This is a genomic window from Streptomyces sp. NPDC006463, from assembly GCF_042870715.1.
Lineage (GTDB): Bacteria > Actinomycetota > Actinomycetes > Streptomycetales > Streptomycetaceae > Streptomyces.
Map to the genome: position 1 here is coordinate 95,107 of NZ_JBIAHP010000010.1, position 23,390 is coordinate 118,496.

The following is a 23,390-nucleotide window of genomic DNA, read 5'->3' on the forward strand; positions in this document are numbered from 1 at the left end:
CCAACCACGCGGCGAACGAAGGACTTCCCATGCTCTTGATCACCGGCGCCTCGGGCGGACTCGGCTCCCTGGTGGCCCGACGACTGGCCGGCCGGCCGGACGTACGGTTCGGCACACGCGCTCCGGCCGGGGGCGAAGGCGGGGGCGAAACCGGGGCCGGGCAGGTGCGGGTGGACTTCGACGACCCCGACTCGCTCGGCCCGGCCTTCGCGGGGGTGGACACCCTTCTGCTCATCTCCGCCGGGTACGGGGAGGACGACCGGGTCATCGCCCGGCACGGGGCGGCGGTCGCGGCGGCCGAGCGGGCCGGGGTGCGCCACCTCGTCTACACCAGCCTCACCGGGACCGGCGACCACCTGCCGTACGCGCTCCCGCACCGCTGGACCGAACGCCGCCTGCGCGAGTCCTCGCTGACCTGGACCGTCCTGCGCAACGGGCTGTACGCGGAGCTGCTGGCGGCCCTGGCCGCGCCCGGCCCGGACGGGCTGATCACCGCGCCGCTGGGGACCGGCCGGCTCGCGGCCGTCGCCCGGGAGGACCTGGCGGAGGTCGCGGTACGGGTGGCGCTGGCGCCGCAGGCGCACGCCGGGCAGGTGTACGAGCTGGTCGGCGACCGCGCGCTGGGCGGGGCGGAGCTGGCCGGCGCGGTAGGGGCCCGCTACGCCCCGGGCTCGCTGTCCGAGGCCCGGGCCGTACTGGCGGGCACGGCCGCGCAGCCGTTCGAGGTGCCGATGCTGGTGGCGACGTACTCGGCGATCGCCGCGGGCTTCCTGGACACCCCGGACGCGGGCGTCCTCCCGAAGCTCCTGGACCGTGCCCCGCGCTCCGCGCTGTCGGTGTACGCGGAGTCGGTTCCCCGCGCCTAGGCCGGGTCCGTCGGACCGGGCCGGTCGGCGATCTCCATCGCCCAGGTGCGGAAGGCCGCCCGGTCCTGCGGCCGGACGCGCAGTCCGGCGGGTACGAGATCGGAGGCGGCCGCGTCGAGGAGGTCGGCGAGGCCGAGGTGGCACCAGTCCTGGTGCACGCCGTTGAAGGCGGCCATGAGGGGTCCGACCCGCTCGCGGATGCGGACCGCTTCGGCCCGCCCGACCCCGTTGCGCGCCAGCCGGTCCAGGGTTTCCGACTGGTGCCGGCCGTCGAACGAGGTGTCGAGGAAGGGTTCGAGCAGGTCGCCCCAGATGTCGGGGCGACGGCGTACCGGGATCCGGTTCTCGGCGCAGAACCGTTCCAGCCTGGCGGTGTCCCGGGACGACACGAAGACCGTGTCACCCGGGACGGTGCGCAGTTCCGGCGGGCTCGCGGCGGGGTCGGCGTCCCTGACGGCCGCGACGGGCAGGACCTGTCGCGGCGCGGCGGCGTCCGCGGCGGGCACGGAGTCCGGGAACCGGCCCCAGTCGGCGAAGACGTGGATGCTCACCGAGGCATCCTGCCCTAGGGCACGCCGTCGGGGGAGCCCGGACGGCAGCGCGGCGCGGGCGGGGAGTGTCACAGGGCGGTGGGACACTCGCACCCATGAGCGACCGCACGTCCCGGTGGGCCCTCGCCGAGGACGGCGACGGGTGGTGGCACGCCGCGCCCGTGGACCCGGGCGCCGGGGCGCGGGTCAGCGTGCGCGAGCCGGCCGAGGCGGTGCGGGCCGCACCGGCCGGGACGCGGTGGGTCTGGCGGTCCACCACCGCCGTGTACCCCCGGCTGCTCGCCGCAGGGGTGCGGGTCGAGCGGTGCCACGACATCGAGGACTGCGAGCTGCTGCTGCTCGGCCACGAGGGCCGGTTCGGGGAGCCCCGCTCGGCGGCGGCCGCCTGGGCCCGGCTCAACAACGCCCCCGTACCGCCCGACCCCCCGCAACGCACCGCCGAGCCCGGCACGCAGGACTCGCTCTTCGACCCTCAGCCCACGCCCGTCCCCCTCGACGCCCTGCTCGCCGTCCACGCCGACCAGGCGAGACGGCTCGACGCCACCGCCCACCCCGACCGGATGCGGCTGCTCACGGCCGCCGAGTCCGCCGCCTTCCTCGTGGCCGCCGAGATGAACCGCGCGGGCCTGCCCTGGCGGGCCGACGTACACCGCGCCCTGCTGACCGAGCTGCTCGGCGAGCGGTACGCGGGCGGCGGCGAGCCCCGCCGCCTCGCCGAGCTCGCCGACCGGATCTCGACCGCCTTCGGCCGACGCGTGCGCCCCGAACTGCCCGCCGACGTCATCAAGGCCTTCGCCGAGGCCGGGATCAAACTCAAGTCGACCCGCCGCTGGGAGATCCAGGAGCTGGACCATCCGGCCGTCGAGCCGCTGATCGAGTACAAGAAGCTGTACCGGATCTACACCGCGCACGGCTGGGGCTGGCTCACGGACTGGGTCCACGAGGGCCGCTTCCGCCCGGAGTTCATTCCCGGCGGCACCCTCACCGGCCGCTGGGTGACCAACGGCGGCGGGGCCCTGCAGATCCCCAAGGTGATCCGCCGGGCCGTCGTCGCCGATCCGGGCTGGCGGCTTGTCGTCGCCGACGCCGACCAGATGGAACCGCGCGTGCTCGCCGCGATCTCCCGCGACCCCGCCTTCATGGAGGTGGCCGGCCGGCCCGAGGACCTCTACACCGCCGTCTCCCGCCAGGGCTTCTCCGGCGACCGGGACAAGGCCAAGCTCGCCGTCCTTGGCGCCGTCTACGGGCAGACCTCCGGGGACGGCCTCAAGAACCTGGCCGCGCTGCGCCGCCGCTTCCCGCGGGCCGTGGCGTACGTCGACGACGCGGCGAAGGCGGGCGAGGAGGGCCGGCTCGTACGTACCTGGCTGGGCCGCACCTGCCCGCCGCCGGTGGGCTCCGCGGAGTCCGACGACGGCGAGGCCGGGATCCCGCAGGACCGGGAGGACCGGGAGGACCGCGGCTGGACCCCGAGTTACGCCTCGGCCGACACCCGGGCCCGCGGCCGGTTCACCCGTAACTTCGTCGTGCAGGGCAGCGCCGCCGACTGGACCCTGCTGCTGCTCGCCGCCCTGCGGCAGACCCTCGCCGGGATGCGGGCCGAGCTGGTGTTCTTCCAGCACGACGAGGTGATCGTGCACTGCCCGGCCGAGGAGGCCGGGGCCGTCGCCGAGGCGATCCGCGCCGCCGGTGACCGGGCCGGCCGGATCGCCTTCGGCGACACCCCGGTCCGGTTCCCGTTCACGACGGCGGTCGTGGAGTGCTACGCCGACGCCAAGTGACCGCAGGGCCTAGGAGTTCCGGCTCCGGTTCCAGCCGGGGTCCAGCACGAGCTCCTTGAGCTGCTCCAGCGTCAGCGCGGGCGTCTCGCGGGTGGCCGTGCCGCTCTGGTTGGCGGTGTTGTAGGCCGAGACCACCACGCGCACCCCGTTCGGCCGCAGGGTGTCGACGGTCCAGTCGACCACGCCCTTGCCCTTCTCGGCGGGCCGCTGCGTGACCCTCATCTTGACGCCGTCGGGCAGCGTGGTGACACCGGCGCCCGTGAAGCCCGAAGTGTTCTCGTCCTTGCTCACATTGAGCTGGACCAGGGATTTGCCCTTGCCGTCGTCGAGCACGACGTAACCGTACGAGGAGTCCTGCCCGCCCTTGGAGACGACCGGGATCCCGTGGTTGGCTACCAGGAGCTCCAGGGCCGCCTCGGGCTTCATGTACGTCAGCGCGACCGACGACTCCGGCGGGGCGGCCCGCTCCACCTCGGCCGGGCGCAGGTCGTTCAGCGCCGGGTGCCACAGGGCCGAGGTGACCAGGGCCTTCAACTGGGCGGTCGTCAACGGCGGGTTGGGCCGGGAGAGCGGGGCGCCCTTCTCCGCCGGGGCGTTCCACTCGGACGCGTCGACCATGAAGCCCTGCGGGGTCACGAGTGCGGCCCGCCAGACCTTGGTGTCCACCCGGCGGTCCGGGTACTCGTAGCCCTTGTAGAGCAGGAGCTTGGAGCCGTCCGCCAGCTGCTCGTTGGTGCAGTCGTCGTACTCCTGGATGTTCTTGTCCCCGCACTTGGTCAGCTCGCGGGCGTTGCTGCCGTTCGGGTCCACCCGGGAGAGGCCGACGCTGATGGCCGCCTCGCCGCCGCCGTCGTCGTACACGCCGGACACCATCGGGGACTCGTCGCTGCCGCGCGCTTTGGTGTCGGTCAGCTTCCCGCCGGGCAGCAGCTCCTTGAACACGGCGAGCAGTTGGTCGGCGGTGACCGCTCCGGTCCCCGTTCCGTGCAGTCTCGGGTCGGAGCTGCCGTCCTTTGCGGACCCGCTGCTCGGCAGGGTCGGCGGCGCCGCCACGTCGACCTGGCCTGAGCCGGAGCCTGAGCCTTCGAGCAGCCCGCCGGAGTAGGCGCCGGCCGTCCCGATCACGGCCAGGGCCAGCACCGATCCGCCGATCACCGCGGCCCGGCGGCGGGCCACCAGCCGTCGGCCGCGCTGCTCGCCGGCGTCGACGAGGGCGAGCCGGTCGGCCGTGAAACCGTCCCCCGCGCGCCGGAGCGCTTCGCCGAGCTCATCTTCAAAGGGCATGGGGAACCAAACCTTCCGTTTCAGGTGGGTGAGGAAAGGGGAACGGACCGGCGGTCTCAGAGTTCCGCGAACGCGGCGAGGCTTCCGCCGAGTTGCTCCCGCAGCCGGCCCAGCGCCCGCGATGTGCGCGTGCGCACCGCCGCCGAGCTGACGTTCATCGCGTCGGCGGTCTCCTCGACGCTGCGGTCCTCCCAGTACCGCAGCACCAGCACCGCCCGGTCCTTCGGCGCCAGCCGCCCCAGCACCTCCAGCAGCGTCAGCCGCAGCGCCGGATCGGAGCCGGCGGCCGCCGCGCCCCGGTCGGGGAGCTCCCCGACCGGACGCTCCCCCGCCGACCGTCGGCGCTGGTGGGTCAAGAAGGCCCGCACCAGCACCGTCTGCGCGTACGCCGCCGGATTGTCGATGCGGGAGATCCGCCCCCAGTGCAGGTACATCCGCCCCAGGGTCTCCTGCACCAGGTCCTCGGCGAGGTGTGTGTCCCCGCTCGTCAGCAGACACGCCGACCGGTACAGGTGCCCCGACCGGACTGCCGCGAACTCGCGGAACCCGTCCCTGCGACCCTGCCGCATTTACTCCCCCTCGCGTCCGTCTCACCCCATTGACGCGACGGCGGTGCGGGAATGTTTCACCCCTGCCGTAAACCGATCAGCCCGCTCAGCCCAGATCGTGGAAGTAGATGTGGAACTCGTCGCGGACGAAGCCCTCCGCCTCGTACAGCCCCTGCGCGATCGTGTTGTCGTACGCGGTCTCCAGCTGTACGCCGGCCACCCCGGCCTCGCGGGCCAGGCGCAGCACCTCGCGCAGCAGCGCCCGGCCCGCGCCGGTGCGGCGGCCGGACGGGTCCACGTACAGGTCGTTCAGGATCCAGACGGGCCGCAGCGCGAGGGACGAGAACGTGCGGTAGACCTGTGCGAAGCCCACCGCCCCGGCTCCCGGGGTCTCGGCGAGCAGGACGAGGGACTCGTCCTTCGCGATCCTTTCCGCCAGGAAGGCGCGCGGGCGGTCCGGGTCCGGGGTGACCACCTCGTAGAAGTCCAGGTAGCCGCGGAACAGCGCGGCCGCCGCCGGGACGTCCGCCTCCCCCGCCGCGCGGACCGTGACGGCCCCCTCGTGTGCCGCCTGCGCCTGACCGATCACGTGTGTCTCCCTGGTCCGTTCCCGCGCCGTCGGGAACCATTGTGCGCGCGAGTGCGGCTCGGTCGGGGACGTCCTGGCGCGTCAGTGGCCGGTGACGGGCTGGGCGGGGAGCGTGAACACGTGGTCGGGGGTGACGATCTTCGTGATCGCCTCGCCGAACAGCGTGCTCGGCTCGGAGCCCCGGTAGGAGATGTCCGTGTTGAGCAGCACGACCATCGTGGCCTTCGTTTCCGGCATGTACACGGTCAGCGATTGGTAGCCGGGCAGGGAGCCGTTGTGCCCGATCCAGCCCTGGACGTTGAAGATGCCCAGGCCGTAGCCCGTGCCCGGGAGCGCGTCGATCACCTTCAGCCGCTCGGCCTGGGTGGCGGGTGTCAGCAGGGTCCCGGTCGCCAGGGTCTTCGCCCAGCTCCGCATGTCGGTGAGGTCGGAGATCATCGCCCCGGCCGCCCAGCCCCAGGAGGGGTTCCAGTTCGTGGCGTCCTCGGTCTTCCCGGAGGCCGTCTGGTTCGTGTAGCCGTGCGCGTACGGACTCGGGAACTCCGCGCCGGTGGGGAACAGGGTGTGCTTCAGTCCGGCTTCGGCGACGACCTCGCGGTCGATGTAGTCGGCGAGCCTGTCGCCGGTCACCTTCTCCACGACCAGCCCCAGCAGGATCAAGTTGGTGTTGCAGTAGTAGAACTTCGCGCCCGGCTGGAACAGCACCGGGTGCTTGAAGGAGTACGCGAGCAGCTCCTGCGGGGTGAAGGGCCGGTCGGGATCGCTCGTGAAGGCCTTGAAGAAGTCTTCGTCCTCGGAGTAGTTGAACAAGCCGCTGCGCATCCCGGCCAGTTCGCGCAGGGTGATCCGGTCGCCGTTCGGGACCCCGTCCACGTACTTCCCGATCGGGTCGTCGAGCCCCACCTTGCCCTCGTCCACCAGCTGCAGCAGGGCGGTCACGGTGAAGGTCTTGGTCTCGCTGCCGATCCGCATGTTCAGGTCGGTCGCCATCGGCGCGCCGGTCGCCTTGTCCGCGACGCCGAAGGCCCGTACGTACTGGCCCTTCCCGGGGGCCGACAGGGCCACCATCACCCCGGGCACCCGCGCCTCGGCCATGACCTTCTTGACGGCCGCGTCCAGCCGGGCCGCCACGGCGGGTGTGAGCTGCGGGAACTCGTCGGAAGGCTGAGGTGAGACCGGGGCCGAGACCGACGGATCGGGCGGCGCCCCGTCCGAGGCGTGCACCGCCCCGGTCCCCAGGGGTACGGCGATCAGGGCCGCCGCGGCCACCCCGACCACTGTCCTGCGCAACCGTGTCACCATGACCGGCCTCCTAGCGCGCGACGCCTACGCCCCGGCCCCCCAGGTCCTTCCAACGTAGACCCGGCTCCGCACCCCTGCGACCGCAGGAGTGATCGCCTCCGTACTGGTTATGCTCGCCCCATGACCCTGCCCATTACAGAAGGCGGAGTTGGCTCCCTCTTACGCGAGTGGCGCCGACGAAGGAAGATCAGTCAGCACGAGCTCGCCCTTCAGGTCGAGACCTCGGCACGTCATCTCAGTTTCGTCGAAACCGGGCGGTCCCGGCCGAGCCGGTCACTGCTCCACAGGCTGGCGGACGGCCTGGAGATCCCGCTCCGGCAGCGCAACACCCTGCTGGTGTCCGCAGGCTATTCACCGCTCTACCAGGAAACCCCACTTGAAGCCCCGCGGCTCAAGGTGGTGCGCGAGGCGGTCGACCGGCTGATCACCGCTCACGCCCCCTATCCGGCACTCGCCGTCGACGCCGACGAGGACATCGTCGCCATGAACCTCGGTGCCGAACTGCTCCTCGCGGAAGTCTCACCGGCCCTGCTCGTCCCACCCGTCAACGTCATGCGGGTCTGCCTCCACCCCGAGGGCCTGGCCCGGCAAGTGGTCAACGTCGACGAATGGCGCAGCCACCTCCTCGGCAGGCTCTACCGGCAGTCCGTGTACTCGGGCCGGGAGAGCCTGCGCGAGCTGTACGACGAGGTGACGGGTTACGGCCCGCGCACGGCGAAGGACTGCCAAGAGCTCTCCGACACCATCGTCGCCTCGATCCGGGTCCGCGCGCTGGGCACGGAACTGAAGCTCTTCAGCACGATCACCACCTTCGGCGCGGCCACCGACATCACCGTGGCCGAGCTCTCGCTGGAGACGATGCACCCGGCGGACGCCCACACCGCTGCCGCCTTCCGGGCCGCCGCGGAGCGTCAGCCGGACAGGAAGGCCAGCATGTCCTTGTTGAGCCGGTCGGCGTGAGAGGCGAAGAGGCCGTGGGCGGCCCCCTCGTAGCGGATGAATGAGCTGCCCGCGATGAGCGCGGCCGTGCGCGCTCCGCACAGCTCCACCGGAGCCGCCAGGTCGTTCTCGCCGTGGATGACGAGGGTGGGTACGGCGACCTCGGCGGTCTCCGCCCGCTGGTCGGTGGTGAACAGGGTCCGGTAGATCTCCTGCGTGGCCCGCGGGGAGCTGTCCAGGGCCAGGTCGGCCATCCAGCGGGCCAGCTCGGGCGAGACCGCGAGGTCCTCGGGTCCGGCGCCCGCGCCACCGAAGAACGGCGCGGCCAGACCGGCCGCCCAGCGCGGCCGGTCTGCGTCGATCGCCGCGGCCATCGCGTCGAGGAGCTCCACGCCGACCCCATCCGGGTTGTCGTCCGTCCGCATGATGAACGGCGTCGTCGGGCTGATCAGTACGAGCCGCTCGACGCGCTCGGCGCCGTACCGGGCCAGGTACCGGACGGCTTCCCCCGCCCCCACCGCGCAGCCCACCAGGGCCACTTCGGACACGTCCAGGCTCTCCAGCACCGCGGCCAGGTCGTCGGCCAGGGTGTCGTAGTCGTACCCGTCCCAGGGCCGGTCGGAGCGGCCGCAGCCCCGCCGGTCGTAGCTGACGCAGCGCAGGCCGCTCCGCACCAGGTACGGCGCCTGGAACTCCCACACGCGCGAGCTCATCACCCCGGTGCCCAGCAGCACCACCGGCCGGCCCGCACCCCAGTCGGTGCAGTACAGGTTCGTACCGTCTTGCGCGGTGACGTACGGCATGGAGGACAACCCTTCAGTCCGCGGTGGGAGCCGGGATCAGGCGGACCATGACGGCCGCGGCGCAGCAGAAGACGACGAGGGGGATCAGCGAGACGGTGAAGGCGTGCGGGTAGTCGGCCGCCAGCGCCGCCCCGCCGAGTGCGGGGAAGAAGACCGTGCCGGCGACGGCCACGCCGATGGCGGCGCCGCCCTCCTGCGCGGTGTTGACCGCTCCGGACGAGGAGGCGGCGTGCTCGGGGGCGGCGCCGGACAGCACCAGCCCGGTGAGCGGTCCGGTGGTCATTCCCATGCCCATGCCGGCGATCAGCAGGGAGGGGACGAGCCACAGGACGTTGCCGTCGGTGCCGTTCACGGTGACGGCGACGCCGGTCAGTACGTATCCGGCGGCGAGGACCAGCGGCCCGGAGGCCACCAGGCGGCGGCCCATGCGCTCGGCCAGCTTGCCGGACATCAGCGAGGCCCCGAAGTAGCCGGCGCCCAGGGCGAGGAAGAGCAGGCCGGACTCCAGCGGGGACAGGCCCCGGCCCTGCTGGAGGTAGAGCGCCAGCAGGAAGAAGAACGAGCCCATCGCGAGGAAGTAGGTGACGGTGGCGGCCAGTCCGACCGAGAAGACCCGGCTGCGCAAGAGCTCCAGGGAGATCAGCGGGCCGCGTCCCTCCCGCTCGCGCTTGCGCAGGTGCCGGGCGGACAGGGCGGCCAGTACGACGGAGACGACCAGGGACGCCCAGCTCCAGAGCGGCCAGCCCTGTTCGCGCCCCTCGACGAGGGCGGTCACCAGCAGGGCCAGCGCGGCGGTCACCAGGACCGCGCCGGGCAGGTCGAGCCGGGTGCCGTCCGCGTTCTTCGACTCGGGGACGCTGCGGGAGACGAAGAGCAGGGCCACGAGGCTGACCGGCACGTTGATCAGGAAGATGCTCCGCCAGTCGAGGCCGCCGATGTCGACGGTGATCAGGACGCCGCCGATCAACTGCCCGAAGACGCCCGCGAGTCCGACGACCATTCCGTAGACGTTGAAGGCGGCGACGCGGCTCGGGCCGGTGTAGACCGTCCCGATGATGCCGAGGACCTGGGGCACCATCAGCGAGGCGGCGGCGCCCTGCACCACGCGGGCCACCACCAGCAGGTCGGCGTTGGGAGCGAGGCCGCAGGCGGCGGAGGCGACCGCGAAGAGCAGGAGCCCCAGCGCGAACATCCGCCGGCGCCCGAAGAGGTCCCCGATCCGGCCGCCGGTGATCAGACCGGCCGTGAAGGCCACGCCGTACCCGACGATGACCAGCTGCGCCTGGGCGGCGCTGGCCCGCAGGTCGCTCTGGATGGCGGGGATGGCCACATTCGCGATGAAGTAATCGAGAACGGTCATGAAGGTGCCCACCATGACGACCACCAGGGCGCCCCACGACGGCCCTTCACCGGCGGTATCCGCGCCGCTCTTGGTGTCGGTGTACGGAGTTGCTTCTGACGTCATCCCAGGACTCCAGTCGTGCTTGCTCAACCGGTATTTACAACGGGCAGTCAGCTTCCGCCCGTCCTGGTCGTCACGTCAATTACGTCCGAGGTAATGAACAGTTCCGGCCAAACGCCACCCGACCTTGTCCGCGACCTCCGCATTCTTGCCGGGGAGGTTACCGGATGCCCATTCGGCATTCCCGGCCCGACGATCGGCGCACCTGGTTCACGGTGCGGGCACGGTGGGCGCGCATCGGCCGACGGACACCTGCACCGAGGGTTAATCCACCCCTGAATTTACCCCAAATGCACCCAAAGCTTCGCGGAGTTGATCATTCCTCTGGCGGATAACCGTCGACCAGCCGCAAAGACCCTGCCTCGACCGCGAAGTTTCGTGGCAATCTTGAAATCGAGCGTGAATCCCCAGATGTAAGGCGCAACTACCCATGACGCGGGCCACTCCCCCCACAGAGGCCGCCGGTCCGCCGAGGATATGCCCACGCAGAGCACGCCCAAGGAGAATCAAGCCAATGAGGTTTCGAATACTCGGCGCGGTCGGTTATCAGCAGGACGGTCAATTCCACGGAATTCCCGGGGCAAGACAGCGCACACTTCTCGCGGCCCTTCTCATCAGCGGTGGCCGGCCCGTACCCGCCGAACAGCTCTACACGGAACTGTGGGGCGAATGCCCGCCGCCGACCGCCAACAACTCTCTGCAGGCCCACATCTACCGGCTCCGGGGAACCCTCCAGAAGATGGCGGGACCATCCGCCACACCCGCCCACCTGGCCACACGCGCATCCGGGTACACCCTGGAGATCGACCCCGCCGAACTCGACATGAACGTCTTCCGCGGGCGGATCGCCGAATCCCGGCGGGTCGTCGCCGACGATCCCCGGCGGGCCTACGGACTCCTGGAAGAGGCACTCGGACTCTGGCGGGGCTCGCCCCTCCAGGACGTACCGGCCGGGCCCATGTGCCAGAGCGTGGCGCTCCAGCTCGACGAGGAATACATGACGGCACTGGAGGACAAGCTCTGGCTCGGAATCGGGTGCGAGGATCCGTTCCACGTCATAGGGGAACTCAAGCGGATGAGCACCGTCCACCCCTGGCGGGAGCGGATCACCGAGATGCTGATGCTGGCCCTCTACCGGTGCGGACGGCAGGCCGAGGCAGTCGAGGCGTACAACAAGGCGCGCAGCCGGCTGGTCGACGAACTCGGCATGGAGCCGTCGGTCCAGCTCCGGCAGCGCTTCCGCGACATCCTGAACCAGGACCCGTCGCTGCGTCAGCCCTTCCCCGTCTGCTGACGGGCCGTCCGACGTCAGGTGGCGGCGACGGCCAGGACCGCGTTCTGGCCGCCGAAGCCGAAGGAGTTGCTCAGCGCCAGAGCGGTGCGCCCGCCGGTCGCGGAGGTGGCGACCTCGATGTCGAGCCGCGGGTCGAGCTCCTGGAGCGAGGCGGTCGGCGGAATCAGCGACCTCTCCACGGTCAGCACGGCCAGCGCCGCCTCGACGGCTCCGGCGGCGCCCAGCAGATGCCCCGTCACCCCTTTCGTGGAGGTGACGAGCGGGGCGCCGGTGAGCACGCGGGCGAGCATCCGCCCCTCCGCGAGATCGTTCAACGGGGTCGAGGTGCCATGGGCGTTGACGTGCCGGACGTCACCGGGCGAGGCGCCCGCATCGGCGAGCGCGGCCCGCACGGCGGCTTCGGCGCCGCGCCCCGAGGGGTCCGGGCTGGTCATGTGGTGGGCGTCCGCGGTGGCTCCGTACCCCGCGATCCGGGCCCGGATCCGGGCGCCCCGGGCACGGGCGTCGGCGGCTCGCTCCAGGACCAGGACCCCGGCCCCCTCGGCGGCGACGAAGCCGTCCCGCCCGGTGTCGAACGGGCGCGAGGCGGTCGCGGGGTCGTCCTCGCGCCGCGACAGCGCGCCCATGCTGGCGAAGCCGGCCATGACCAGCGGCGTGATCATGGCCTCGCTGCCGCCCGCCAGCACGACGTCGCAGCGGTCCAGGGCGAGCAGGTCGCGGGCCGTGCCGATCGCGGTGGCACCGGAGGCGCAGGCGGTGGCCACCACCAGGTTGGGGCCCCGGGCGCCGAGCTCGATGGCGGTCTGCCCCGCCAGCATGTTCGGCAACTGCATCGGCAGCAGCAGCGGGGACACGTGTCGCGGGCCCTCGTCGAGCAGCGCGCGGTGCTGCGCCTCGACGGTGCCCGGGCCGCCGTCCGCGCAGCCGAGCACGACCCCGACCCGGGCGCCGTCCCACGTCGCCGGGTCCAGTCCGGCGTCGGCCACCGCCTCCTTGGCGGCCACCAGGGCGAACTGGACGAACCGGTCCAGGCGCAGCGCCCGCCGGGCCCCGAGCAGCGCGTCGGGGTCGAAGCCGGGGACGCGGCAGGAGAGCCGGACCGGTTGGCCGTCGAGTACGGGGTCGAGCGCCGCGGTGGCCCGCCCCGCCAGAACGGCCTCCCAGGTCGCCTCCGTACCGACGCCGCCGGGAGTGACCAGACCCAGTCCGGTGACCGCGGTGTCGGTGGCGGTCATCAGACCGTCGACATCCGCTGCTCCACCAGGAGCGCCATGTCGCCGATGGTGTCCACGTCCAGCAGCTCGTCGTCGCTGACGGCCACCCCGAGCTCCTTCTCCAGGATCAAGGAGAGTTCGACCACGGCCAGCGAGTCCAGCTCGACCTCCTCGCGGGTGGCCTCGGGGGTCACCTGCTCGGACTCGACCTTGAGCTTGCTGACCAGGATCTCCTTGAGCGTCTCGAACATCTTCGTCATCTCGGTCTCCTTGGGTACGGGTACGCGTACAGGTACGCGGGTCAGGTGCGGGAGGTACGAATGCTGCGGGGCGGTGCCCGTCAGCCGGCCTTGACGTCGGGCCAGACCAAGGCGGCCGCGCCCCAGGCCAGTCCGCCGCCGAAGGCCGTCATGAGGAGCCGGTGCCCCGCCACGAGGGAGCCGTCGGCCGCGGACTGGGCCAGCAGCAGGGGTATCGAGGCGGCGCCGGTGTTGCCGACCCGCTCGATGTTGGACAGGGAGCGCTCCGCGGGCACGCCGAGCTCCTCGGCCACCGCGGTGAGGATCCGGCCGTTGGCCTGATGGGCGGCGAACCGGTCGACGTCGCCGACCTCCCAGCCCGCCGTCGCCAGAGCCGTCCGCGAGGCGGCGCTCATCCGCTCCACGGCGTGCCGGTACGTCTCGCGGCCGCGCATCCTGAAGAACTCCTCGCCGGGCTCCGGCGGCCGCCCCGAGGACCGCTGGCGCGAGCCGCCCGCCGGGACCTCGATCAGGTCGCCCAGCCGGCCGTCGCTGCCCAGCACCACCGGCCCGACGGCGCCCGGTTCGGCCGGCTCGCCGGGGCGCAGGACGAGGGCTCCGGCGCCGTCCGCGAAGATGACCGCGGTCCCCCGGTCGGCCGGGTCGACGATCGTGGTGAAGGCGTCGGCGGCGATCAGCAGGACCCGCCGGGCGGTACGGGAGGCGATGAGTCCGCCGGCCGTGGCGAGTCCGTACAGGAATCCCGAGCACACCGCGGCGACGTCGAACGCCGCGGCGCCGTCCAGTCCCAGCCGGGCCGCCACCTCGGGTGCGGTGGCCGGGCACGGCCGGTCCGGGGTGGTGGTGGCGAGCACGACCGCGTCCGGGGCCTCGCCGTCCGCCGAGACCAGGGCCCGCCGACCCGCCTCGACCGCGAGGTCGGAGGTGGCGGTGCCGGGTTCGACCACGTGCCGGGCCCCGATGCCCGTACGGCTGCGGATCCACTCGTCGGTGGTGTCCAGGCGGCGCGTGAGGTCCTCGTTGGTCACCACCCGGGGCGGGACGAAGCCGCCGACGCCGCAGATCACCGCGGCCGGTGCGCCCGCTGTCATGCCGGCCGCCCCGCCCCGCCGCCCAGCACGTCGAGGGGCAGTTCCATGTACGCCATGCGGGCTTCGGCCATCTCGTCGGTCCAGCGCTCCGCCATGTCGTAGCGCTGCTCGGCGGTGGTGTCGAGCATCCGTACGCCCGGCCAGATCTCGTAGTCCCCGATCAGGTCGGCGTGTTCGGCCATGCCCTGCTGGAAGAGCTCCTCGCGGTGGATGACGAACTCGCGGTCGGGGATCTCGTCCCACAGCCGCACACCCCGCCTGATGACGTCCAGCACCCCGGCCCGCTCTTCGGGACGCTCCCGCAGCCGGTCGCGGAGGATGGTGCTGGCGACGGTCAGATGACGGATCTCGTCGATGGCCGTGCCGCGGGATATCTCCCCGGTGGCGGGCGACAGGGGGGTCCACTTGCGTTCGCTCAGTTCGGCCGCGGGGGCCAGGACCCCTTCGATGACGATGGCGAACACGGCGACACCGCCGAGGAAGTCCCCTTCGTCCCGGACGATCCCCAGGGTGAAGTCCTCCACCGGCTCCAGCACCCTGCGCCGGTAGTCGGCGGCCATCTCGTCGATGTCCCGCAGCAGGGTCGCCGCGGGCCTGCCGAGTTCCACCAGGTGGTTGCGGAACACCCGCGAGTGCCGGGCCTCGTCGATCATCTGGGTGGCGTAGAACTCCATCTCGGGGATCCCGGGCGCGATGGCCACGTAGTGCCCGAGCAGCCGGGTTGCGATCTCCTCGGCGACGCTGCGGAAGCCGAACTCCAGGGCGAGCGCCTCGTTGAGGGGCCCGGGGCGGGTCAGCAGTTCCGGCACCCCGGCGTCGGCGCGCAGCCCTCGGCCCGTACGTAGCCGTCCGCGCCCTCGTCGAAGGTCTTGCACTGCCCGTCGCGGGCCAGCATCTGACCGTGCGAGAACATGACCATGATGCGCGGGTGGTGCAGCGCGTTCACCCCGCCGGCCAGGGCGATGTCGCACTCGCCGCCCCGCAGTCCCGCAACCGCCATGTGCAGGGCGCTCAGCGACGACGAACAGGCCGTGTCGACGCTGATGCTCGGCCCGCGCCAGCCGAGGAAGTACGACAGCCGGCCCGACAGCGGGAACATGGTGATGCCGGAGGCCAGGTGACCGTCCACGGCTTCGTACGGCAGCGACTCGGTCTCCAGGGCGTAGTCGATGGAGCTGGCCCCGATGTAGACGCCGCCGTTGCCCCGGCGGAGCGGGCTCGGATCGATGTTGGCGTGCTCCAGCGCGTGCCAGGCGGTCTCCAGCACGAGCCGCTGCTGCGGGTCGATGTACTGGGCCTCCTTGGGCGAGATGTTGAAGAACGGCGCGTCGAAGAGGTCGATGCGGTCGAGGAAGCCGCCGCCGTCGGTCTGGATCTTCCCCTTCTCGTCGGGCGTCGACGGCGTGAACGCGGCGGCGTCCCAGCGGTCTTCGGGCAGCGGCCGGATGCCGGACCGGCCGGCCCGCAGCAGGTCGTCGAAGTCGTCGGCCGAGTCGCAGCCGCCGGGGAACCTCAGGCCCATCCCGACGATGGCGATCGCCTCGGGGGCCTCGGAATCACGTGCCATCTCACGCCTCCCTGATGTGGTCGCCGCTGCCGGACAGCTTCGCGCCGAGATGGCCCACGAGCTCCTCGACCGTCGGTTTGTTGAAGAGCACGGTCGCGTCGATCTCGATGCCGAGGGCGTCCTCCAGCCCCCTGCGCAGCTCGGCGAGGCGCAACGAGGTCAGCCCCAGGTCGAAGTAACTGGCGTCGAGCGCCAACTCCTCGTCGTCGCCCATCAGCAACACCCGCTTGAACCGGGTGACGACGAGGGCTTCCAGCACGTCGCGCAATTCCGCCTTGGGCAGCTCGCGCAGCCGCAGGCCGACACTCAAGGGTTCCGGCATCCCGGTCCACCCGCCTCCGGTGAGGGGCGAAACGTACCGCCCAGCGACATTCGGTATGCCTGGCGATACAAACAGGGCACCCTGACGCTGCACTGACCGAGGGCTGACGCCCCGTTCGCCGCTCGCCGCCCGGCCGGATCCGCGACGTGGGACGAGACCGGCCTGGGTGTGCTCGACGGCGGTCCATGCTCTATGTTGCAGAGGCAAAACGCAGGGGGCTTCGCATACCGCGCGCGCACGGCCGCGCCCCGGAGCGGTTGTTGGCGCACGAAGAGCCGAGACTGAGGCGACGGACGACGGATGGCACGGGACTACGACAGCCAGCTTCTGGAGTCGGTGGCGGTACGCCGCCGCCGGATGAGGGACGCGCTGCTGTTCGGCGCGCAGCGGGCGCGGCGCACGGCGGACGAGCGGCTGGGGAAGCTGTTCGCGGGCATCGCCATCGCGGCTGTCCTGTGCGCGGGTTGCGTCGGATGGTCCTTCATCCAGCACACGCTCGCAAAGCAGAAGGCCGAGCAGCAGAAGCAGCAACAACAACAGCAACAGCAACTGGGTCCGGTGCAGCAGTCCGGGAAGCCGTCACCGTCGACGGCACCCTCCAAATCGCCGAAGCCGCCGAAGCAGTCGCCGACGTCCCCGGCTTCGCCGACGGCGCCGCATTCCTCGCACGCGCCCAAGTCGCCCAAGCCGTCGCAGTCGTAGGGGCGGAAGCAGAACGCGTGGAGATCCGGCAGATTTCACAGTCCGGCAGCAGAGCTACGTCCCCTTGGCCCCGAAAGGTCGCAATCCCGCGATGATAGGTTCCCGTAAGTGGTGAGCACAGCAACGACTTCCCGGGCGCAATTGAGCCGGGTGACCCTGATCGGCGAGCGGCGTCGGGCCGACATAGTCCTCCCTTCCGACACTCCGATCGGGCAGCTGCTCCCCGACATCCTGCATCTGCTCGACGACCGGGCCGCGTCACGCCCGATGACCCGTCAGCTGATCACGTCGGACGGTTCCGCGCTGCCGCACGACAGCACCCTCGCGTCGGCAGGGATATCCGACGGCGCCGTCCTGCGGCTCGTCCGGAGCCACTCCGCGCCGCCCGCACCCGTGGTCCACGACGTCACCGACCTGGTGGCAGACGACCTCGATCTGCAGGCCTGGCGCTGGCGTCCCGCCGCCCGGCGGGGCAGTGCGGGGGTGGCGACCGTGGCCTTCATGGTGACCGCCGGGCTGCTCGCCCGCCGCGAGTTCGCGCTGGACGCCCTGGCCGGCGCCCTCGCGGTCGTCACGCTCGTCCTGATGGCGGCCGGTGCGCTCGTCGCCCGGATCGGGCAGGCCAACCGAGGCCTGGCGACCGCCCTCCTGCTCGCCTCCGGCAGCCTGGGCGTCCTCACCGCGTGGACCGCCGCGGACGCCCACCACTGGTCGGGGATCGTGCGGCTCGCCGCAGTCGCGGGCTCGGTCATCCTGACGCTGGTGCTGCTCGGCTACTTCTCGCCGCTCGGCCGTGGCGGGCTCATCGGCGCCGTGGCCACGGCCGTGATCACCGCCGTGTGGGAGGCGGTCGCCGCCGTCCAGGGCGATCCGGCCCGGCTCGGCGCGGTCGTGGTCCTGTTCTCCGTGGTGCTGCTCGGTCTGCTGCCACGGCTCGCCCTGATGGCCTCCGGGCTCACCGCGCTCGACGACCGGCGCTCGGGCGGTGCCTCCGTCAGCCGCCACGAGGTGGGCAACGCGCTCGCCGCCACGCACCGCGGGCTCTCCCTCGCGACGATCGTCACCGCGATCTCGGCGGCGGCCGCCGGCTGGCTGCTGACCCTCGCCGAGAAGCCCACCGTCTGGACGGTGGCGCTCCCGGCGCTCGTCGCCGTGGTGCTGCTGTCGAGGGCGCGGGCCTTCCCGCTGGTCGCCGAGGTCGTCGCGCTGGTCGCAGCCGCGGCCCTGCTCGTCGTACGCCTCGTGATGCTGTGGACCGAGCACGCCGGGGGCACCGGACCGCTCGCCGTCCTGGGTGTGGCGGCGCTGCTGCCGCTGCTCGTCCTCGCGGTGCAGCCGCCGGAGCACCTGCAGGTCCGGCTGCGGCGCACCGCCGACCTCATCGAATCGGTCGGCATGGTGGGGCTCTTCCCTCTCGCCGTCGGGGTGTTCGGCGTGTACGGGCAACTGCTCAACAAGTTCTGAGTCAAAGCGCAGGCGCTCCGGGCGGGGCTGCAGGTCGGAAGAAGAGGGGCAGGGGCAGACATGCCGAACGAAGACAACTGGCAGGGCGATGTCCTGCGCGACCTGAGGGCCGGCGCCCCGGCGCAGGGCGCCCAGCAGGGCCCCGGCGCCCAGCAGCCCGTGCAGCCGTCGGCACAGGGCCCGGCCCCGGCTACCGGCGTGCCCCCGCAGGCCCCCGGTATCCCGGGCCCGGCCGCCCCGCAGCCCGGCCCGGCGCAGGGCCACGTACCGCAGGGCCAGGTACCGCAGGGCCACGTACCGCAGGGCCACGTACCGCAGCCCGCCCCCGGCCACGGGTACCCCCAGGGGCAGCAGCCGGCGGCTCCCGGCGCCCGGGGGGTCCGTACGCCCGACTCCCGGCCCGCCGTCGACAAGAACCTCGCCGGGGCGGTGCGGGGGCCCCGGCGCGGTGAGCCCTTCGCCGCCCGCGCCGTGCGCGCCGTACGGCGAACCGTTTCCTCATCCGCCGCCCGCGAGGTCGCCGAGGCCACCCGCGCGGCCGAGATGCTCCAGCAGCCCGTGACCACCGGCCGCCAGATCGCCGTCACCTCCATCCGCGGCGGCGCCGGCAAGTCCACGGTCGCGGCCCTGCTCGGCACCACGTACGCCCACTACCGGCAGGACCCCGTCCTATTCGTCGAGGCCGACCCGGCCCTCGGCTCGCTGCCGGTCCGCCTCGGCGCCGAGACGCTGCGCTGGACGACCGGCGACGTCGCGGACATCGTCGAACCCCAGATGTCGCTGCTCGACATCACCGGCTACCTCGTCCAGCTCCGCGACAACGCCTGGCTGCTGCCCGGCAGCCAGGGCCAGATCGGCGCGATGCTCGACCTGCGGTCCTACGAGCGGGCCATGGTCGCGCTCCGCCGCTACTTCGGTGTGACCGTCGTCGACTGCGAGACCCTGCCCGCCGAGGTCGCCCGTGTCGCGCTCTCCGCCTCCCAGGCCCGCGTCCTGACCACCCCCGCCACCCTGGACGGCGTCGCCAGCACGTACGCGGTCCTCCAGTGGATGCAGGGCCTGCCCCCGCACGTGATCGCCGGCACGGTCGTCGTGCTCACCGAGCAGGCGCCGCACTCGGGAATCGACCTCACCGAGGCGGTCCGCACCCTCCAGGCCACCGGGGCGGCCGTCCACGTCCTGTCGTACGACCGCCACCTGGCGGCCGGCGGCCCCATCCGTACGGAACTGCTCGCCCACTCGACCAGGAAGACCGCCATCCGGCTCGCCGCGGAAGTCTTCCAGCTCTCCCAGAAGCGCCACTGACCGAGATGCCGAGCCCGACCGTGACGCGACCGATCGTGATTGGCGAACGACGACGATGAGCACCCGACTGATCCACCGCCCGGCCAGGACCGTCAGACCTCCGGCCGCCCCCGCCGCACGCACCATCGAGGCCCCGCCCAACCTCCCCGAGGGCAAGGCGGGCAACATCGCGATGTCGCTGATGCCCGTGGCGGGAGTCATGTCGTCCGTCGTGATGATGACGGTCGTCCGCAACAGCCAGTTCGCCGCCCTCGGCGCGCTGATCCTCGTCGTCACCGTCGTCGGCTCCCTCGCGCTCCTCTTCTCGCAGCGCGGCAAGGCCCAGCGCACCCGCCGCACCCAGCGCGAGGCCTATCTCGCCTACCTGGAGGACCTGCGCGAGGAACTCGCCGGCGAGGAACGTGCGCGCGGCGAGCACGCCGACGTACTGAACCCGCCACCGCACGCCCTGTACGACATCGTCCGCGACCCGGCCCGGCTGTGGGAGCGCCGTCGCACCGACGGCGACTTCCTGCGCGTGCGCGTCGGCACCGGCGAGATGCCCGTACGCGACCTGCAGATCGGCCAGCAGGGCTCCTCCGCCCTCACGCCGCCCGACCTCTTCATGCTCAACGAGGCCTCCGCGCTCACCGCCCGGTTCCGCAGCGGTACCGAACTCCCGCTCACCGTCCCGCTCGACCGCGTCGGCAACATCAGCGTCGTCGGCCCCCGCGAGGACTGCCTGCGCGTCGCCCGAGCCCTGCTGGTCCAGGCCGCCGCCCTGCACGCCCCCGACGACGTGGCCATCGCGCTGGCCGTCCCCGGCGACCGGCTCGCCGACTGGGAGTGGGCCAAGTGGATGCCGCACCTGCTCGACACCGAGCAGCTCGACGGCCCCGTCGCCGCCCGCCGGATCGCCCCCTCCGCGGCCCAGCTCGCCCGGCAGATCGGCCCGGAACTGCGCCGCCGCGCCTCCTACGCCGCCGAGGTGCGCCGCGGACTGTCCGGCCGGGACGCCCTGTCCATGACCTCCCGGCTGCTCGTCGTGACCGACGGACACGGCGAGGACGCCGTCGAACTGCCCCGGCCCGACGATGCGGTGGGCCTGCGCGACATGGGCGTCACCGTCCTGCACCTGCTCGAACAGCGGATCCAGGAGCCGGGACACGTCGGCGTACGGATCACCGTCGACGGCGACCAGGTGCTCATCGAGGACCTGCGCGAGGACGAGCCCATCAGCGCCCACGGCATCGTGGACGAGGTGGGCATCCCCTTCGCCGAGGGCCTGGCCCGGATGCTCGCCCCGCTGCGCCTGTCCGCCGAGTCCCTCATCGACGCACCGCTGTCCGGACCCGTGGACTTCGCCGACCTGCTCGGCATCGACGACGTGGCCCGCCTCGACCTGGCGAGCCTGTGGGCCCCGCGCGGCGAACGTGCCTTCCTGCGCGTGCCCATCGGCATCAGCGACTCCCGCGAGCCCGTGCTGCTGGACCTGAAGGAATCCTCCGAGCTGGGCATGGGCCCCCACGGCCTGTGCGTCGGCGCCACCGGTTCCGGAAAGTCCGAGCTGCTGCGCACCCTCGTCCTCGCCCTGGTGGCCACGCACCCGCCGGAGGACCTCGCCCTGGTCCTCGTCGACTACAAGGGCGGTGCGACCTTCGCGCCGTTCGCCGACCTGCCGCACGTCGCCGGAGTCATCACCAACCTGGAGAACCAGGCCGGCCTCGTCGAGCGCGTCCACGCCTCCCTCGCCGGCGAGGTCAAGCGCCGCCAGCAGGTCCTCAAGGACGCGGGCAACGTCGCCGACATCGGTGACTACGCCGCCCTGCGCGCCGACCGCCGGCCCGACCTGGACCCGCTCCCGCACCTCTTCGTCGTCATCGACGAGTTCGGTGAACTCCTCACCGCCAAGCCCGACTTCATCGACCTGTTCCTGTCCATCGGCCGGATCGGCCGCTCCATCGGCGTGCACCTGCTGCTGTCCAGCCAGCGCATCGAGGGCGGCAAGCTCAAGGGCCTGGACACCTACCTCTCGTACCGCCTGGGCCTGCGCACCTTCTCCGCCGACGAGTCCCGCACGGTCCTGGACACCACGGACGCCTTCCACCTTCCGCCGCTGCCCGGTTTCGGCTTCCTCAAGGTCGACACCAGCCACTACGAGCGGTTCAAGGCGAGCTACGTCTCCGGCGCCTACCGGGGTCCCGTACAGCGCGCGGAACAGGAGGACACAGGTCCCCTCGCCCTTGAGTACGAGGCCTTCAACACCCTGTCCAAGCCCGACAGCGCGGGCCCCCAGGAGCCCACGGCCCGGCGCCGCGAGACCGGGCCGACCGAGATGGGCGTCATCGTCGAGCAGCTGGAGAACGCCGCCGGTCAGGTGCGCCGCATCTGGCTGCCGCCGCTGCCCGACGCGATCAGCCTGGACTCGGTCGCCGGCCCCCTCGACGTGGGCGCGCGCGGAATGCAGCTCGCCAAGCGGCGGGGGCGGCTCATGGTGCCGCTCGGGCTGCTCGACGATCCGACGAAGCAGTGGCAGGGCGAGTGGTACCTCGACCTCACCGTCGCGGGCGGCCACGCCGCTTTCATCGGCGGCCCGCAGTCCGGCAAGACCACCCTGCTGCGCACCCTCGTCCTCTCGCTCGCGCTGACCCACACCCCGCAGGAGGTCGGCGTCTACGGCCTCGACCTGGTCGGCGGCGGTCTCCAGGCCCTGTCCGGCCTGCCCCACGTGGGCGGGATCGCGGGCCGCGCCGACCGCGAGCGCGCGGCCCGTACCGTCGAAGAGGTACGGAACATGCTGGCGACCCGGGAGGACCTCTTCCGCGAGCACGGCATCGACTCCGTCGAGCAGCTGCGCACCCTGCACGCGGCCGGCCGGCTGCCGCAACTGGCCTCCGCGGAGATCGTCCTCGTCATCGACGGCTTCGGCGCGCTGCGAGACGACTTCGAGGAACTCGACGACGCGGTCGTCGACATCCTCAAGCGCGGCGGCGGCTACGGCATCCACGTCGTCGCGGGCATGCTCCGCTGGAACGACGTCCGCATAGCCACCCAGTCGAACTTCGGCACCCGCCTCGAACTGCGCCTCAACGACCCCAGCGAGTCCAGCATCGAGCGCAAGCTCGCCGAAACCCTGTCGCCCGACGAGCCCGGCCGCGTCCTCACCGACGGCAAGCTCTTCGCCCAGGTGGCGCTACCCCGTACCGACGGGCTCAGCGACACCTCCGAGCTCGGCGCGGTCCTGGAGCGCACGGCCCGTACGATCCGCGCCACCTGGAGCGGGGACGCCGCCCAGCCGGTACGGGTGCTGCCGCACCTGCTGGAGCCGCACCTGCTGCCCGGCCCGGTCGCCGAGCCGAAGCGGGTGCCGATCGGCCTCGACCAGAGCGCACTGGCGCCCGTACTCATCGACCTGTTCCACCACGACCAGCACCTGCTGGTCATGGGCGACAGCGAGTGCGGCAAGACGAACCTGCTGAAGACGATCGCCGGCGGCCTCATCGAGCGGTACGGCGAGGACGAGCTGGTCTTCGCCATCATGGACCCGCGGCGCAGCCTGCGCGGTGTGGTCCCGGAGGAGTTCAACGGCGGCTACGCGTACAACACCAAGATGTGCGCCGGGCTGGCCGCGGGCATCGCCACCGAGCTGGACCGGCGGTTGCCCGACGACAGCGCACCCCTGGAGGACCTGGAGCCGGGCAGTTGGGGCGGCGGGCCGCGGATCGTGGTCCTCGTCGACGACTACGACGTGCTCACCACGGCGGGACAGTCGCCGCTCGCCCCGTTCGTGCCGTACATCCCGTCGGCGGCGGACATCGGCCTGCACTTCGTCCTGACGCGCCGCGTCGCGGGCGCCTCGCGCGGCATGTACGAGCCGCTGGTGCAGGGCCTGCGCGAATCGGGGGCCTCGGCGGTCGTCATGGCCGGCGACCGCAGCGAGGGCCAGCTGTTCCCCGGGGTGTACGCCTCCCAGCAGCCCGCCGGCCGCGGCGTGCTCATCCGCAGGGGCCAGTCCAACCGCCTGATCCAGACCGTCCACACCCCCGAGTGAAGGGCCGCAGGACCAC

Annotated in this window: 18 protein-coding genes and 3 pseudogenes; 8 read left to right on the top strand and 13 right to left on the bottom strand. The window is 72.3% G+C overall.

The annotated features are described in order from the left end of the window. Positions 1-29 precede the first annotated feature (29 nt). Positions 30-866, top strand: coding sequence for an NAD(P)H-binding protein (locus tag ACFYOB_RS19530; protein ID WP_388561076.1), 837 nt, complete (start codon positions 30-32; stop codon positions 864-866). On the opposite strand, the gene ACFYOB_RS19535 is transcribed toward ACFYOB_RS19530, so the two are convergent. Next, complete coding sequence (locus ACFYOB_RS19535; RefSeq protein WP_388561077.1) at positions 863-1,417, bottom strand: hypothetical protein; 555 nt, start codon at positions 1,415-1,417, stop codon at positions 863-865. The genes ACFYOB_RS19530 and ACFYOB_RS19535 overlap by 4 nt on opposite strands. 95 nt (positions 1,418-1,512) lie before the next feature. Between ACFYOB_RS19535 and ACFYOB_RS19540 the strand changes: the two genes are divergently transcribed. Continuing rightward, complete coding sequence (locus ACFYOB_RS19540) at positions 1,513-3,198, top strand: bifunctional 3'-5' exonuclease/DNA polymerase (RefSeq protein ID WP_388561078.1); 1,686 nt, start codon at positions 1,513-1,515, stop codon at positions 3,196-3,198. 9 nt (positions 3,199-3,207) lie between these two features. On the opposite strand, the gene ACFYOB_RS19545 is transcribed toward ACFYOB_RS19540, so the two are convergent. From ACFYOB_RS19545 to ACFYOB_RS19560, 4 genes are all read right to left on the bottom strand, one after another. Continuing rightward, the gene (locus ACFYOB_RS19545; RefSeq protein WP_388561079.1) at positions 3,208-4,482 is read right to left on the bottom strand and encodes a hypothetical protein; all 1,275 of its coding nucleotides are present in this window, start codon (positions 4,480-4,482) and stop codon (positions 3,208-3,210) included. 56 nt (positions 4,483-4,538) lie between these two features. Then, the gene (locus ACFYOB_RS19550) at positions 4,539-5,051 is read right to left on the bottom strand and encodes a SigE family RNA polymerase sigma factor (protein ID WP_388561080.1); all 513 of its coding nucleotides are present in this window, start codon (positions 5,049-5,051) and stop codon (positions 4,539-4,541) included. A gap of 85 nt (positions 5,052-5,136) precedes the next feature. Then, positions 5,137-5,619, bottom strand: a complete 483-nt coding sequence (locus ACFYOB_RS19555) for a GNAT family N-acetyltransferase (protein ID WP_388561081.1) — start codon at positions 5,617-5,619, stop codon at positions 5,137-5,139. An 81-nt stretch (positions 5,620-5,700) separates the two neighbouring features. Next, the gene (locus ACFYOB_RS19560) at positions 5,701-6,921 is read right to left on the bottom strand and encodes a serine hydrolase domain-containing protein (protein WP_388561082.1); all 1,221 of its coding nucleotides are present in this window, start codon (positions 6,919-6,921) and stop codon (positions 5,701-5,703) included. A gap of 120 nt (positions 6,922-7,041) precedes the next feature. Between ACFYOB_RS19560 and ACFYOB_RS19565 the strand changes: the two genes are divergently transcribed. Next, on the top strand, positions 7,042-7,881 hold the full coding sequence (locus tag ACFYOB_RS19565; RefSeq protein WP_388561083.1) for a helix-turn-helix domain-containing protein: 840 nt from the start codon (positions 7,042-7,044) through the stop codon (positions 7,879-7,881). On the opposite strand, the gene ACFYOB_RS19570 is transcribed toward ACFYOB_RS19565, so the two are convergent. Together ACFYOB_RS19570 and ACFYOB_RS19575 are read right to left on the bottom strand one after the other, a co-directional pair. Continuing rightward, entirely contained in the window at positions 7,833-8,663 is an 831-nt protein-coding gene (locus tag ACFYOB_RS19570; protein ID WP_388561084.1) for an alpha/beta fold hydrolase, read from the bottom strand. The genes ACFYOB_RS19565 and ACFYOB_RS19570 overlap by 49 nt on opposite strands. A 13-nt stretch (positions 8,664-8,676) precedes the next feature. Continuing rightward, entirely contained in the window at positions 8,677-10,128 is a 1,452-nt protein-coding gene (locus tag ACFYOB_RS19575; RefSeq protein ID WP_388561085.1) for an MFS transporter, read from the bottom strand. Positions 10,129-10,639: 511 nt separating this feature from the next. Here ACFYOB_RS19575 and ACFYOB_RS19580 point away from each other — a divergent pair. Beyond that, positions 10,640-11,419 carry a BTAD domain-containing putative transcriptional regulator gene (locus ACFYOB_RS19580; protein WP_388561086.1) on the top strand — a complete coding sequence of 260 codons (780 nt, stop codon included), beginning with the start codon at positions 10,640-10,642 and terminating at the stop codon, positions 11,417-11,419. A gap of 14 nt (positions 11,420-11,433) precedes the next feature. On the opposite strand, the gene ACFYOB_RS19585 is transcribed toward ACFYOB_RS19580, so the two are convergent. From ACFYOB_RS19585 to ACFYOB_RS19610, 6 genes and pseudogenes are all read right to left on the bottom strand, one after another. Beyond that, complete coding sequence (locus ACFYOB_RS19585; protein WP_388561087.1) at positions 11,434-12,654, bottom strand: beta-ketoacyl-[acyl-carrier-protein] synthase family protein; 1,221 nt, start codon at positions 12,652-12,654, stop codon at positions 11,434-11,436. Continuing rightward, the gene (locus ACFYOB_RS19590) at positions 12,654-12,893 is read right to left on the bottom strand and encodes an acyl carrier protein (protein WP_388561088.1); all 240 of its coding nucleotides are present in this window, start codon (positions 12,891-12,893) and stop codon (positions 12,654-12,656) included. Before ACFYOB_RS19590 ends, ACFYOB_RS19585 begins: the two co-directional genes overlap by 1 nt. Positions 12,894-12,973: 80 nt before the next feature. Continuing rightward, a complete protein-coding gene (locus tag ACFYOB_RS19595; RefSeq protein WP_388561089.1) occupies positions 12,974-13,984 on the bottom strand; it encodes a beta-ketoacyl-ACP synthase III in 1,011 nt (336 codons plus the stop codon). Continuing rightward, positions 13,981-14,799, bottom strand: a pseudogene (locus ACFYOB_RS19600) (VlmB-like protein); the annotation flags it as partial. The gene ACFYOB_RS19595 and the pseudogene ACFYOB_RS19600, both read right to left, overlap by 4 nt. 8 nt (positions 14,800-14,807) lie before the next feature. Continuing rightward, positions 14,808-15,551, bottom strand: a pseudogene (locus ACFYOB_RS19605) (polyketide synthase); the annotation flags it as partial. 1 nt (position 15,552) lies between these two features. After that, entirely contained in the window at positions 15,553-15,873 is a 321-nt protein-coding gene (locus ACFYOB_RS19610; protein WP_388561090.1) for an acyl carrier protein, read from the bottom strand. Between the two features lie 300 nt (positions 15,874-16,173). Here ACFYOB_RS19610 and ACFYOB_RS19615 point away from each other — a divergent pair. The 4 genes and pseudogenes from ACFYOB_RS19615 to eccCa all read left to right on the top strand — a co-directional run. Then, positions 16,174-16,482: pseudogene (locus tag ACFYOB_RS19615) on the top strand (hypothetical protein); the annotation flags it as partial. Between the two features lie 201 nt (positions 16,483-16,683). Then, positions 16,684-18,039: a type VII secretion integral membrane protein EccD gene (gene eccD / locus ACFYOB_RS19620; protein ID WP_388561091.1), complete on the top strand. Its 1,356-nt coding sequence runs from the start codon at positions 16,684-16,686 to the stop codon at positions 18,037-18,039. A gap of 60 nt (positions 18,040-18,099) precedes the next feature. After that, a complete protein-coding gene (locus ACFYOB_RS19625) occupies positions 18,100-19,344 on the top strand; it encodes a MinD/ParA family protein (RefSeq protein ID WP_388561092.1) in 1,245 nt (414 codons plus the stop codon). A 55-nt stretch (positions 19,345-19,399) separates the two neighbouring features. After that, positions 19,400-23,374 carry a type VII secretion protein EccCa gene (gene eccCa, locus ACFYOB_RS19630; protein ID WP_388561093.1) on the top strand — a complete coding sequence of 1,325 codons (3,975 nt, stop codon included), beginning with the start codon at positions 19,400-19,402 and terminating at the stop codon, positions 23,372-23,374. The last annotated feature ends 16 nt before the right edge of the window (positions 23,375-23,390 follow it).